This is a genomic window from Rhizobium sp. PL01 (assembly GCF_033447125.1).
Taxonomy (GTDB): domain Bacteria; phylum Pseudomonadota; class Alphaproteobacteria; order Rhizobiales; family Rhizobiaceae; genus Pararhizobium.
In genome coordinates, this window is record NZ_JAWQUM010000018.1 from 21334 (window position 1) to 36303 (window position 14970).

Annotated in this window: 7 protein-coding genes; 6 read left to right on the plus strand and 1 reads right to left on the minus strand. The window is 59.7% G+C overall.

Translation table 11 applies throughout. The annotated features are described in order from the left end of the window. The first annotated feature begins 90 nt into the window (after nt 1-90). From R6X40_RS29770 to R6X40_RS29795, 6 genes are all read left to right on the plus strand, one after another. Nucleotides 91-6921, plus strand: coding sequence for a peroxidase family protein (locus R6X40_RS29770; RefSeq protein ID WP_318418627.1), 6831 nt, complete (start codon nt 91-93; stop codon nt 6919-6921). A 122-nt stretch (nt 6922-7043) separates the two neighbouring features. Further along, on the plus strand, nt 7044-8756 hold the full coding sequence (locus tag R6X40_RS29775; RefSeq protein WP_318418628.1) for a type I secretion system permease/ATPase: 1713 nt from the start codon (nt 7044-7046) through the stop codon (nt 8754-8756). A 60-nt stretch (nt 8757-8816) separates the two neighbouring features. Next, entirely contained in the window at nt 8817-11219 is a 2403-nt protein-coding gene (locus tag R6X40_RS29780) for a calcium-binding protein (protein WP_318418629.1), read from the plus strand. Between the two features lie 72 nt (nt 11220-11291). Beyond that, nucleotides 11292-12623, plus strand: coding sequence for an HlyD family type I secretion periplasmic adaptor subunit (locus tag R6X40_RS29785; RefSeq protein ID WP_318418631.1), 1332 nt, complete (start codon nt 11292-11294; stop codon nt 12621-12623). A 102-nt stretch (nt 12624-12725) separates the two neighbouring features. Beyond that, complete coding sequence (locus R6X40_RS29790) at nt 12726-12968, plus strand: hypothetical protein (RefSeq protein ID WP_318418632.1); 243 nt, start codon at nt 12726-12728, stop codon at nt 12966-12968. 647 nt (nt 12969-13615) lie between these two features. Next, on the plus strand, nt 13616-13933 hold the full coding sequence (locus tag R6X40_RS29795; RefSeq protein ID WP_318418633.1) for a DUF982 domain-containing protein: 318 nt from the start codon (nt 13616-13618) through the stop codon (nt 13931-13933). A 398-nt stretch (nt 13934-14331) separates the two neighbouring features. Here the strand turns inward: R6X40_RS29795 and R6X40_RS29800 are convergent, their stop codons facing one another. Further along, nucleotides 14332-14688 (minus strand): hypothetical protein, encoded by a 357-nt coding sequence (locus tag R6X40_RS29800; RefSeq protein WP_318418636.1) that lies wholly within the window; start codon nt 14686-14688, stop codon nt 14332-14334. Nucleotides 14689-14970 lie beyond the last annotated feature (282 nt).

Here is a 14970-nt window from a genome sequence, read left to right on the forward strand (position 1 = left end):
TTTCGCCCGCTCGGACCTTTCGAGCGGCAGGCGCAGCTTTGTTGACAGCGCAAGCAATCAGGAGACGCCACGCGTCGAGGGGAGAATAAAATGGCAGACCTCAACAGACACGATCTTGAATTCATTCTGAAGCAGATCAAGATTGCGGAAGCGACATCAGGCGCGGCCTCGCTCAATCCGGTTGCCATCACACAGGTGCGTCTCGACGCCAACGGCAACCCGACGACCGATGAGAGCTTCCCGCTCGTAATCAACAATCCGCTCGTTCCTTATGGCCTCAGAACGGTCAACGGAAGCTATAACAATATCGTTCCGGGTAGCGAATATAACGGTTCCGCAGACCAGATCATGCCGCGCCTGCTTGACCCCGTCTTCCTCAACGATCAGGACGGTGACACCTACGGCTCCGGGCCGACAGCGGTCACCAACACGAATTATGGAAACATCGGTCAGAACGTTGCCGATGCCGATCCGCGCATCATTTCCAACCTGATCTCGGACCAAACCCTCGGCAATCCCGCCGTCATCATCGGTGCCCTATCCAGCTTGGGTCATGCAGACCCCTATGCCATCCTTGCCATGCCCGCTAATAACAGCGTCTATGTTGCTGCCGTTCTGGCTTTCCAGGCGGCCGATGGGGCAGAACGGGAACTGGCCAATGCCAAAGCGGCGCTCCAGGCGCTCGCGTTTGGTCCTCCGCCTGCACCGGCGGTCGCAGCAGCTGCGGCGGCCCGGGTCGCAACAGCCCAGACAGACTTCGACGGCAAACTCGCCGACAAGCTGAGCGCTTACGACGTGCTGCAAGATACCCTTGGCATCACGATGGAAGGCGATACCGTTTTCGTTGAAAACGTTGCGCCGGACCTTGGCGATACCGCGCCGTTCAATGGGTTCTTCACATTGTTCGGCCAGTTCTTCGATCATGGTCTGGATCTTGTCAGCAAGGGAGGCGCGGGCACGGTCTACATTCCGCTGCAGCCTGACGACCCGCTGTATGTCGAAGGCAGCCGCACCAACTTCATGGTGCTGACGCGCGCAACGCCGGTCATTGGGGCTGGTGCCGATGGCCAACTCGGAACCGCCGATGATACGGTGGATCACAACAACGAAACGACGCCCTGGATCGATCTTAATCAGGTCTATACTTCAAATGCGTCGCATCAGGTTTTCCTGCGTGAATATGTGATGGTCGATGGCAAGCCAGTGTCCACCGGCCGCATGCTGGAAAGTGCCGCAGGCGGACCCGCAACCTGGGCAGATGTCAAGCTGCAAGCCGCCGAGAAACTGGGCATTCTCTTAACGGACGCAGACGTGCTGCGGGTGCCGGGCTTGCTTACCGACCAGTACGGCGAATTCGTGCGCGGCGCCAATGGACTGCCGCAGTTGGTCGCATCAGGCGCAGGGGGGCCGAGCGAGGGCAGTCTTGTCACCCCGGTTCCGGCAGCGCAGGCGATGTCGGCCGGCCGGGCGTTTCTCAACGATATCGCCCACAGCGCGGTACCGACCGGCTTCGTTGATCATGACCGCAATCCGGCCACGGCGCCGATCGCCGTTCTTCCCGACGCCGACAATATCGCTGGAAATGCCATTGTTCCCAACATGTTCGGCATCGCCACCACCTACGACAACGAACTGCTCGACAAGCACGTCATCGTCGGCGATGGGCGCGGCAATGAGAACATCGGCCTGACCTCCGTTCACCATCTCTTCCACAGCGAACACAATCGTCAGGTCGAGGAGACGAAGGCAACCATCCTCGCAAGCGGCGACCTCGCCTTCATCAATGAGTGGCTTTCCGTCGATGTGGCAGCGTTGCCCGCTGACCTTTCCGCCCTCGTCTGGGACGGCGAACGCCTGTTCCAGGCCGGCCGGTTTGCCACCGAGATGGTCTACCAGCATCTGGTTTTCGAGGAGTTTGCCCGCGCTGCCGCACCGGACGTCGATCCGTTCATCTTCTCCAACACCGTGGATTTGGACGGCGCCATCGTTGCCGAATTTGCCCATGTCGTCTATCGGTTCGGCCATTCGATGTTGACCGATACGATTGATATCGTCGGCATGACGCCGCGGGGGCCGCAGGAGCAGTCGATCGGCTTGATCGAGGCGTTCCTCAACCCTGTCGCTTTCGAGGCAGCGGGCAGCGATGCCGAGCATGCCGCGGGCGCTATCCTGCGCGGGATGACCCGCCAGGCCGGCAACGAGATCGACGAACATCTGACGGATGCTCTGCGCAACAATCTCGTCGGCCTGCCCCTCGATCTTGGTGCCCTCAACATTGCCCGTGCCCGCGAAACCGGCGTGCCATCGCTCAACGAAGCCCGCAGCCAGTTCTATGCGAATACGCAGGACACACGGGTCAAGCCCTATGAGAGCTGGTACGATTTTGCCCTGTCGATGAAGAACCCCGCCTCGCTGATCAATTTCATCGCGGCCTATGGCAGCCATGCGGCGCTCGCCGGTACTTTGACCCTCGAACAAAAGCGGGACGCTGCGGCGAGCCTCGTGCTCGGCGACGGGAACGACGGCGACGGCGTCACAATCAATGGCATGGTCTACAATGACCGCCTCGACTTCCTCAACGGGCGCGGCGCCTATGCCGGCGGCACGCTCGGCGGGCTCAACACCGTCGATTTCTGGATCGGCGGCCTCGCTGAAAAGAAGATGGCCTTTGGCTCGATGCTTGGATCCAGCTTCACCTATGTCTTCGAATACCAGATGGAAACACTGCAGGCTGGAGACCGGTTCTACTATCTCAGCCGGACCCAGGGCCTGAATCTGCTCAATGAGCTCGAGGCCGACTCCTTTGCTCAGTTGATCGAGCGCAACACCACCGTTGGCGAGGATGGCGGCCATATCAACGGCTCAGCTTTCCAGACCGCGTCCTATATCCTTGAGGTTGACCAGTCCAAACAGTTGACGGGTCTGGGCATCGACGGCAAGGCCGATCCGCTGCACACCAATCCCATTCTGCAGGCGATCAACCCAATGGTCGATCGCACGGCACCGGCGGCGGTCAGCGGCTATAGCAACGCCTTGCGCTACGCCGGCGTCGATCACGTCGTGCTTGGTGGCACCGCACAAAATGACATCCTGATTAGCGGCGAGGGGGACGACACGCTTTGGGGTGGAGCGGGTAACGACCGTCTGGAAGGCGGCTATGGCGTCGATCATCTCCATGGCGGCGATGGTGACGACATCATTACCGACAGCGGAACGGACATCGGCGCAGCAGACGTTATTCATGGCGATGCTGGCAACGATGTGATCAACCCGGGGAGTGGTCTCGATCTGGTCTTCGGTGGCGACGGCCAGGATTTCATCTTTGGCGGCAGCGAGGCCAAGACGATCGCAGGCGGCGAGGGCAACGACTTTATCCGCGGCGGCACCGGTGTCAACATGATCGCGGGCAACGAGGGAGACGACTGGCTGGAAGGCGGCGACAGTTTCGACACGCTGGCGGGCGAAAACTCGGAGCTTTTCTTCAATTCCACCATCATCGGTCACGACATCCTCAATGGTCGCGGCAACGATAACGACTATGACGCTGAGTCCGGCGACGACATCATGTTCCAGGGCGCTGGTATCGAGCGCAACAACGGCATGGCCGGCTTCGACTGGGCCATTCACAAGGGGAGCAATATCGCCGCCGACAGCGATATGAATGTATCTCTGTTCACCAATCAACAAAACAACATCCTGCGCGACCGCTTCGATCTCGTCGAAGGCTTGTCGGGCTGGAAGCTCGACGACAAGCTAAGGGGGCGGGAGGTCGTTGTCGGCGCCTATGATGCCAACGGCAACGCCGCGCAGGGTGCCCCCGGTGCGCCGCTCGATTCTTATTCGAATGCGCTGCTCTACAAGAATGTCAGCCTCATCGACGGTCTTAATGGTCTCGTCGGGCACCTGATGCCAGCGGGCGGTTCCATCGATCCGAACACGATTATCATGGATACTGCCGATGCATCCGATATCCTTCTGGGCGGCGGCGGCAGTGACCTCCTCGAAGGGATGGCCGGCAACGACATCATCGACGGAGACCGCTGGCTCAACGCCCGCATCCGGTTCGATCAGGGCGGCGTAGGCTATACGACCGATAGCCTTAGCGGTCTGATCTATCGCGAGGCCGACTATATCAACGGCGTGCCGGCGGTTGGTGCCGTGGCGCAGTTTGCCGGGCAGACGCTCGACAAGTTGTTGTTCAGCCGCACTATTTCAGCCGGTCAACTCGATATGGTCCGCGAGATTGTCAATGGCGGCAAGGCCGGCGACGTCGATATTGCCGTCTACTGGGACGTCAAGGACAACTATAGCTTCACGGCAAACGCTGATGGCAGCATAACCGTTGAACACGTCAACCAGGGAGATCCGGTCATCGATCCGACCAGCGGCCGGGTGCGCGCATCGGATGGCATCGACCGTCTCTACAACATCGAGAAACTGCGGTTTGCCGACGGCGAATTTCTGGCCGGACAACTGATCAATGCACCGGCGACCGGTGTTCCGCTGATCAGCGACACAACCCCGACCGAAGGCCAGCAATTGTCGATCAACGTCAGTGGAATCCAGGACGGCAACGGCATCGCCCCAAACAGCTTTGCCTATCAATGGCAAACGTCGGCTAACGGCACGACCTGGACCAACATCATCGGAGCGACCGGCGCCACCTTCACGCCGCAGGACCTTCCGTTGACCGCGTTCGGCGCCCAAGCGGCCCTTATGCTGCGCGCCGTCGTCAATTTCACGGATCTCGGTGGTTATGCCGAAACCGTTACGTCGGTCCCAACGGCGCCGGTCGGCGTCAACTGGGATGGCATCCGGCTGATCTTCGTCAACAATACTTTCAACGGCACCGCAGGAGACGACATCGCCGACGGCGTCGATCCACTGCTTCTCAGCGGCAACGATACGTTGAACGGCAATGGCGGCAACGATATCCTCAACGGTGCGGGTGGTAATGACATCCTCAATGGCGGTGCCGGCAATGACACTCTGAACGGCGGTGCGGGAACGGACACCGCAGTGTTTGCCGGTGGCATCGGCAACTTCGGCCTTACGCATAACGGCGCGGTTCTGACTGTCACCGATCTTGCCGGTGGAGAGGGAACAGACGCGCTCACTGCTGTCGAGAGCCTGAGCTTCAACGGCGCCACCTACGGTATCGTCACGGGCACCGCCGGCAACAACACTGGTCTCAATGGCAACAACGGTGCCAATGGTTCCCAAGCAGTGTTCGGCCTCGGCGGCGCGGATACGATCAACGGCGGTGCAGGCGATGACTACATCAATGGCGGTGTCGGCAACGATACGATTTCGCAGACATCGAACACCGGCGGCCGCGATATCATCGACGGTGGAGCGGACGTTGATACCTACGCCCTGACGGGAGCCACGGGTGCGGAGACGTTCCTGATTTATACGCGGGCGGCTGCAACGGCAGCCGGGATCACCGGACTTGCCGTGGAGACGGAGATCGTCATCACTCGCAACGGGACCAACAATGCCTCGGTAATTGCTGAACTCGACAATATTGAGGAGATCGTCATCAACTCGAACACGGCTTCGCCTCCGGGCGGTCCAATCGGTACCGTGCTGGGTGGCGACACCATCCAGGTGTTCGGCAATTTCTCCGAAACGAGCCTGGCACTGAATACAATCACCATCGATGGCAGCACCGGTGATGACACGATCGACATCAGCGCGTTGCAATCGGCCCATCGCATCGTTCTGCGCACCAATGGCGGCAAGGACGTGATCGTCGGAACACTGCGGGCACAGGATGTCATCGAGCTTCCGGCAGGATCTGTTCTGGCGAACTATGTGGCAGGGACGAATGCGGCAAGCGGCATGATGACGCTGACCGATCCAGTCAGTGGCCACTCGGTCAGCTTCTTTGCCGAAGGCGCACCGAACGTGCTGGTGGCCGGATCAGAGGGGGAAGACGACGATGATGATGATGACAATGGTGGAGAGTGCGGCTCCGGCACTGATACCGGCAACGGTGGCGTCGCGGTTCCGGTACCAATCGCAGCATTGGCACTACTCGGGACGATGGCTGGCGAGGTTCTCGCCGGTGGCTCGGGTGACGATACCGTTCTGGCCGGTGGCGGCTCAGACATCTTGGCGGGCAATGCCGGGAACGACATCCTGAGGGCCGAAGACGGGGACGACGTGATCACGGCAGGTGCGGGCAATGATGTTGCCTCTGGCGGCTCAGGCGATGACGAAGTGCATGGCGGTGCGGGCAACGATCTTGTCTTCGGCAATGCCGGTTCGGATCTCCTGTTCGGTGACGACGGCGACGACGTCATCGAAGGCGGCGCCGGCGATGACCAGGCTTGGGGTGGTGGCGGCAACGACACTGTGCTGGCAACAGCCAATGACGGTAACGACCGCTACTGGGGCGATGCCGGCATCGACACGCTCGATTATTCGGTCGCTGCGGGCAATCTGACCGTCGACCTCGGCAACGGGTTCATGGGGCGCGGGTCGGTGTCCGGCGGCACGACCGGTAACGACACATTCTTTGGCTTCGAAAACTTCATCGGCGGTTCCGGCCATGACGTCATCACGGCGTCGAACGCTGCCAATACCATCGACGGGGGGCTGGGGGACGACAGGTTCAGCTTCACCTCGGCGGCCGCCGCCGATGGCGATACGATCTATGGGTTCCGGCCTGGCGACACGATCGATTTCTCGGCGATTGATGCCAACAGCACCGTTGCTGGGAAGCAGAACTTCGTCCTTAACGCTGGAACAGCGCTCACGGCCGTCGGTGGCGTCGCAATCAGCCATGAGGTCCGCGACGGCGAAGAGTTCACGATCATCCGCGGCCACACGGACGTTGATAACGCCGCCGACTTCGAGCTTGCCATCGCCGGTAGGCATACGTTGACCAGCGGCGATTTCCAAGGTGTTGCCTGAGAGGCTTCGCTTACTGGTCAGCCCGGTCAAATGGCCGGGCTGACCGAGGCCGCTTCTCGCGGCAGCGGTATTGCCAATCGGACGTGAGATAAAGTCAGGCCAGCTTCATTGGGGGTAATGTTATGAGCAGGAACAAACCAGACCATCAGGTCAATGGTATGGGCGGATTGATGACCTATGTGTTTGGTCTGTCTGGGATCATCAACATATTGGCGCTGACCGGTGCCTTCTACATGCTGCAGATCTACGACCGGGCGCTGGCTTCCGGCAGCATCTCGACGCTGGTGGCGCTATCGGCGCTAGCGATCGGGCTCTATCTGTTTCAGGGCGTATTCGACATTCTCCGCTCGCAGATTCTGGTGCGGTTAGGCGCCCGGCTGGATGAGAGGCTTGCGCCGCTCGCCCATAAAGTTGTCATCGACATGCCGCGCTACGGTTACTCGACGGCGGAGGCGACGGAGCGAGGCCGGGACGTGGATACGCTGCGAGGTTTTCTCGCCAGCCCTGGCCTGATTGCACTCTTCGACCTTCCCTGGATGCCGATTTATCTGGTTTTCGTCTGGCTGCTACATCCGATGCTTGGGCTGTTGACGATCGGCGGAGCGGTGGTGCTCGGACTTTTGACACTCGCTACCGAACTCCTGACCCGGCGGCACGCCAAAGAGATGCTGCGGTCTGCCGTTCTGCGCAACGCGGTGGTCGATTCCAATGCACGTAACAGCGACATCATGCATTCGATGGGGATCACCGGCCGTGCGATCGACCGGTTCGAGCGAGCCAACCGGCGTCATCTGGAGACACAAACGAAAACATCGGACATTTCGGGAACATTCTCGGGATTGTCGAAGGTGCTGAGGATGATGCTGCAATCGGCGATCCTCGGTCTTGGCGCCTATCTGACCATCAAGGGTGAATTGTCGGCCGGTTCGATCATTGCCTCTTCGATCGTCACAGCCCGGGCCCTGGCGCCTGTGGACCAGGCGATCGCGCAATGGAAAGGCATGGTGGCGGCACGGCGTAGCCATGCGCGGCTGAAGGAAACGCTGGCGGTGATTACCGACGATGATGGTCTGCTGTCATTGCCAGCACCGCAGGAGAGCCTGACGGTGGAGGCAATCACGACGGTGGCGCCGCATACCGGCGCCGTGCTGCTCAGCGACGTCAGTTTCGAATTGAAGGCGGGGCAGGCACTGGCCCTGATCGGCCCGTCGGGCGGCGGAAAGACCACGCTGGTACGGTCGCTTCTGGGAATCTGGCCGACGCTGCGTGGGGCGGTTCGCGTTGATGGCGCCGACCTCAAACAATGGCCAGCAAGCTTCTTTAGCGAACATGTCGGCTACCTGCCACAGGATGTGGCGTTGATGGATGGGACGATCTCGGACAACATCTGTCGGTTCGCCGATACTCCGGAGCCACGCAGTATCATCCGCGCTGCACGGCAGGCCGGCATTCATGAACTGATCGTGCGGCTGCCAAATGGCTACCAGACGGAACTCGGACCGAACGGCATGTCGCTTTCGGCCGGCCAGCGCCAGCGGATCGCTCTCGCCCGGGCGCTCTATGGCGATCCCTTCCTGATCGTGCTGGATGAGCCGAATTCCAACTTGGATTCGGAAGGCGAAGAAGCGCTGATGCTGGCGATCACCAAGGTGCGGGCCCGCGGCGGCATCGTGGTGATTGTTGCCCATCGGCCAAGCGCATTGCAGCCGGTCGATATGGTCGGCGTGATGCAAAACGGCAAACTCGTGGCTTTCGGTCCGAAGGAGGACGTGATCAAGCCGCCGGCGCCGCAACTGGTGCGGCAGATTCCTGAGCGCGCCGCCGCTGCGGAGTAGTGCGGCTGAAGGGGGCGCTGGTGATCAAGGCGATCCCGGCGAGAAGAAAAGGGGAGCGGCATGGAAGATAAACTTATCCTTGGACTGCCCGATACGGCAGCCCCCATCGCGCCGATGAACCGGTTCGCCGAACGGGAAAAGCCCACGGCGAAAACGCGGCGCGTGCTGCTGCCGGCCTTCGTTTCGGCCGCGGTTGGGGTATTTCTTGCCAAACTGCGCGCGGAACTCGAAGCCAAGACCGTTGAACCGTCGTCGTCCTCGGCTGTTTCCAATCTGTCTCTGGCGGATGCGGAGCGTGACACAGCGTATCCGCAAGGCCTCGATATCGTCCAACAAGTGGCAGCCTATCTGCGCAATATCACCGAAGAGAACGATGCGGAGCCGGGCCGCCTGCGCAAGGTGCTGTCAAATTTTCCTGTTATTGATGCGGATAATACCGGTGGTGCGAGTGATGCGGGCGACGATGCCCTCCGCCGGCCAGCCAATGACAATCCCGTCCCGGAAATCTTCGAATTTGCCGCCTTGCTGCCTCTCGGGAGTGGCCGCAGGGCCGGCAATCCCGCATCGGGCGGCGCCGGAAGCGATGATGACGATTTGGCCATCCCTGGCCCTGGTGGTACGTTGGGCACAGAGGGTCCTGGTGGCTCTGGCCCGGGTCAAGGTTCGGGCTCAGGTCCCGGGGACGGCGGAAATGGCGGCGTCACGCCGCCGCGCGGCAACAGCTTGCCGGTCGTGACTGGTCGGGTGTCTTTGGGCAGCGGGCTGATGAACCTGTCAGCGTTGATCTTGCTCGATACGCTTGTCGCTTTCGCTAGCGATCCGGACGGGGATCCGCTGTCGGTCTCCAATCTGACGGTATCGTCGGGCACGGTGCGTGCCTATGGACCGGGCATGTGGATCTACACGCCAGATCGCGGCTATCTCGGCGATGTCACCTTCAACTACGGCATTGGCGACGGCACGGGCACCGTCTCGGCGCAGGCGGATCTCGACCTGCTGAAAGCGCCGCCACGCGAAATCCGCGGGACGGAGAACGACGATTTGCTGCTCGGCACGCCCGAAGACGATATCATCGATGCACTCGGCGGCGACGACATCGTTTATGGCCGTGAGAGCGACGACATCATCGCCGGCGGTGAGGGCGACGACACGCTTTTGGGTGGTGACGGCGATGATATCCTCTATGGCGGAGCGGGCGATGATCGTCTGTTTGGGGGCAACGGCAACGATATCCTGTTCGGGGGCTATGGCGACGACCAGCTCTACGGTGAAACGGGGGACGACGTGTTGATTGCCGGCGCCGGCGACGACGTGGCAAGCGGTGGCAGCGGTGATGACAAGCTGTTCGGCGAGAACGGCAACGATGAGCTGACTGGCGATGCGGGCAAAGACCTTCTGGATGGCGGCGATGGTGACGACATGCTGACCGGCGGCACGGGCGATGACGTCGTGATTGCCGGCGCGGGTAACGACCGGGTGATCGTCGGCCTTTCGGCGGAGGAGATTCGCAATGCCGAGGGCAGGCCTGTTGCTGCGCCAGAAACCCCGGACGGAAATGACAATTATCAGGGGGGCGACGGCTACGACACCCTCGACGCCGCACCCCTGAGGGACGACGTGGTGATCGACCTTGCGGAAATGCGAGCGAGCGGCCGCGAGATCGGTCTCGACACCATTCAGAACTTTGAGGTGGTCATCGCTGGCGCGGGCAACGACGAAATCACCGGAGACGCGCACGATAACCGCCTGTCCGGCGGCGATGGCGACGATGTGTTGAAGGGTGGTGCCGGTGATGATGTGGTCGATGGTGGCGACGGCGATGACCGTGTCGTCGTGGCGCTTGTCGCCAACGGGGACGGAGACGACAGTTACAAAGGTGGTGCCGGCGTCGATACATACGATGCAGGAGCGACGCTCTCGGGTGTCGTCATCGATCTCGATACCGGCGAGGCTCATGGCGTCGAGATCGGATGCGACGATCTGGATGGTTTCGAGGCTGCGATCGGTGGTTTCGGCGATGATGTTCTCGTCGCGAGTTCGGAGATCAACGTTCTCATCGGCGGCGAGGGCAACGACGTCTTTGTTTTCCGATCGATCGCGTCGCTTCACAATGGCGACTATTCCAGCGAAAGCCCCTTCGGAGGCAACTATGAAAACCGTGATCGCATTCTCGACTTCAGGGTCGGAGATCGCATCGACCTCTCTGCGCTTGCCGATCAGATCGGCGGACTGATGTTCGAGCGCATCATGGACAGTGTTGACGACCAGGAAGATGTGACCCGCATTAGGCTCTACGGCGAATTCGACGACGGCGAGACCCGGATCGTGCGCGCAGTGATCGACCTCCAGGACGATCACGACGATCTGGAACTGATCATCTACAGCCATCAGGGCCTGACGGAAGAGGACTTCATCCTCGCCGCCCGCAACGACGATGACTACGGCGCGGCTGGCCGCGCCTGACGGGTGCTGTTGGATTTTAAATTGAGAACCGGCCGCGATAATCAAAAAGGCCAATGTGTGGGGGAAATTACCATGAGCCAGAAACGCCAGGAAACCGGTAGTGTGCAAGCAGCAGTGGTCAGACCGAAGGACAGGGACAGCTCGTCCTTCGGGCTGACCTCCCGCGTCGTCGTGTCGGCACTTCTCGCAGGCGGCCTGGTGTTCGGTATCGGAGGGTGGGCAGCACAGGCCAAGCTCGCCGGGGCGGTGATCGCTCAGGGTCAACTCGTCGTGCCGGATCAGGTCAAGACCATCCAGCATCGCGACGGCGGCATCGTGGCGTCGATCCCGGTGACTAATGGCGACAAGGTGATGGCCGGGGACGTGCTGTTGCGTCTCGATGAGACCCAGACGAAGGTCGAGCTGACGATCATCCAGAGCCAGCTGTCGCAGCTTCGCGCCATGAAGGTGCGGCTCGAGGCCGAGCGTGACGGCAGCACCGCGATCCACTTTCTCAATGCCGGCCTTTCCCCCGATGTGGCACGCAGCGAAACCAAGCTGTTCGAGGAAAATCGCCTGATGATCCTCAATCAGAAACAACAGCTCGAGCTGCAGGCCGGGCAGTTGCGTGATCAGATTAAGGGTCTTGGTTCGCAGCGCAAGGCCAACGAGGCCGAGGGCGCTATCGTTACGCTCGAAATCGCCGTGATGGAGAAACTGGCGGGAAGCGGCCTCATCAAGATGGCCGAGTTTCGAGACCTGCAGAAACAGGTCACGCGCATCGACGGTACACGGGGGGATATCGATGCGCGCATTGCAGAGGCGGAGGGGCAGATCAGCGAGCTCAAGGTCAAGCTTCTGTCCATCGACCAAACGACCCGGTCGGAAACTCAGAAGGAAATCGTCAGCATCGAGGCCAAGCTTGCCGAGTTAAGCGAACGCGAAGTCGCTGCCCGCGACCGGCTCTCGCGCATGGAGTTTCGCGCTCCGGTCGATGGCTTTGTCTACGATCTGCAGATCCACACGGTCGGTGGCGTCATCGCACCCGGCGCCACCGTCATGTCGATCGTTCCCAGGGGTGACGAGATGAAGGTTGAAATCCGCGTTGCCCCGGCCGATATCGACCGCGTTGCTGCCGGCCAAAGTGCCCGGATGCGCCTGACATCCTTCAATCAGGCGACGACGCCGGAAGTACAGGGGAGCGTCGAAATCATCGCCGGCGCAACCGTCACGGATCCAGCAACTGGACAGCCCTACTATCTCGCGACGATCACGATGGACCTCGACAACATCAATCTGGACAACAAGAAACTGATGCCGGGCATGCCCATCGAGGTCTACGTCCAGACAGATGAGCGCGCGGCGTGGTCATACCTTGCAAAGCCTTTTACCGACCAAATGATGAGAGCTTTCAGGGAGGAGTAATTCCGGAATCGGCTTAGCGACACTCGCCGTCGAACGTCTTTTTGTCTCTGCTTCATTCCACGTTTACGAGCATCAAAGATAACCAGCCTCATGGGGGAAACGATGATAAACCGCATTCCATCGGATCAGGAAATAGAACTGTTGAAACGCGCGCTATCTCGTCAATGCGAGAGCCTGTGTATCGTCCCCGAAGGGGTTGAGGCCCTGTTCGTCGCTCAGCAATTGATGGAACTGTTCAGCCTTGGTCTTACGGACGAACAGGAGCTGGCAACAATAACGCTGTCCGTTGCCGACTGGAGCGTTCATCATCAATCGTTGTGGCAAGGCAGAGCAATCAGAGTGTAGTGACATTGTCTGACGGCCCTTCCATCGGCCGACGATACCGCGGGAGCCTCGGCCGATCACCTCAGCGCAGATTTTTACCGTTTGTCGGGTGGCCAGACAGGCGGACCCTTTGGACAGATCCAGTTTCGCCAGAGGACGTGCGAAGAGCGCTGAGGACCTCATCCATGACGTTCAAGACTTCGACAGCGGTCCAGCCTCGCGTCTTCGCAACGTCCACGATTTCGCATATCGCGTCGGCAATAAGTGCGTGGCATTGGAGACTGCGGTCCGGGTGGGCTGGCGGAAATCTTGATGAAGCGATTTGCATGTTTCACACCCCTCTCTTTTTCGTAAATTAGCATAGTCTTAAATTAAGTCCAATACGCCGCCATAAACCGTCACCAGCACCTGTTGCGATGACCGGGTTTCTTTCCGGACGCTGCCAATAACCCAAGCGGTGTTTGGCGTTGGGTCAGTGATTTCTCGCCAATCGGGTTGCTTCAGTCAGCTCTCGGGAAATCTGAAATGCAGTTTGTGGACGGGAAGGGATCCTCGCCGCACGGAGGGCGATAGCGGCCCGGATAGCAATTATTATGGCTGGATTGGCGGAACTGGAACGATTATTGCGCAGTAGCTAATATAGCAACGTAAACAAGAGGAGAAGTGTTATGGATATGAACATGTCGCATCATTTTCCTGCAGTTTGGCTACTCACCAGTGTCGGAGAAAAATACAAGATCGTTGAAACCGTTGATGAGGCGGCGCAGATGCTGCTGCAACATTGGCCGGCAAATGGTGGCAGAGAATACATTGGCGCTCTCAGGGCTTGCCGAGATGCACTTCACGGGTTTGTGCCAGCAGAAGTGGTCCGAGAAACGCTGATACGGGCTGCGGACGAGTCGGTTGTTTGCTGCATTCACGTTGTCCAGGGTGGCGAGGCGCTTCGTCCCAATGCGGGAGGATATGCAGCCGCGAAGCGAGCGTGAACCAGGAAGGCATCACTGCAGATTGCCTCACATTGCCACTCGAATAGACGCCAATAACGTCCGCCCTCTTGCCAGAGGCAAGCTGGATGGTCTGATGCTTCGCAATTTTTCCATCTTGGCATATGGCCTTGAACATGACGTGTTCTGAGCGAGATTGGCCGATTTCTATCCGGATCGGATAATCTTATCCTGTCCAGATCGCCGCACCAGACATCAGCTTTGAGAGCCCCATACATTGAAGGCCAGGCTCTACGAAAGAGCGATCTGGCGGTCTTCGGGAGCAAGTGTGCGAGGCAGCCCTTAGAAAGTGTTCCTTTTTAAGGACGGCTTATGAGCCGAAAGGGACAATTTATTGCAGCGAAAAGACACAGTCCAGAAGAGAGCGTTGCAAAGCTTCGTCAGGGTCGAGCCAGTTCTGAACATAAACAAGTCAGTCCATCGGCACCGAAACCCACACTGTCCGCGAACACTCCCGAAATCATCGGGGAGGAGCTGGCTTTGAATTCGTTCGAACCTTCGAATTTAGGTGCATACACTGCGCCGGTGTGGACAATAATTTTCCGGTTGGAAGGTTTCTTGCTGACACTGCCGAAGCGGCTGGTGTCGAAGTTTTTTGCGAGGGGAATGGCGATCGCTGCCGGTTCGATAAAACCCACGGCGCTCACGTGAAAGGGTACGGAGATGGCAAGCGCCAAGATCGCGACCACCCAGCGGCCCGGAAATGGCAGCATTGGTTTGAACCTGAAGAATGGCATGCGAATTGACTCCTGGATATGTAGGCTTTGTATCGGAGAGGGAGGAGGTAGTGGCGCCAGGCGTTGGCCAGCCGCAAGCTTGCGGCATGGCGCCAATACCCTTGTTAGGGACGTCAGCAGCTCCGGGGAGGGGGGCTTTACGAGCCCAGCTCAACACGGAGCAAGGAAAACTACGCGATGGTCTTCAGAATCCGCATGGCAAGCATTGCTGAAGGTCTTTCTGTAGCCCCCTCGCGCTGCGCAAACAGGTGCATAGTCTGAAGAGCAGAAGTCGGGACGCTC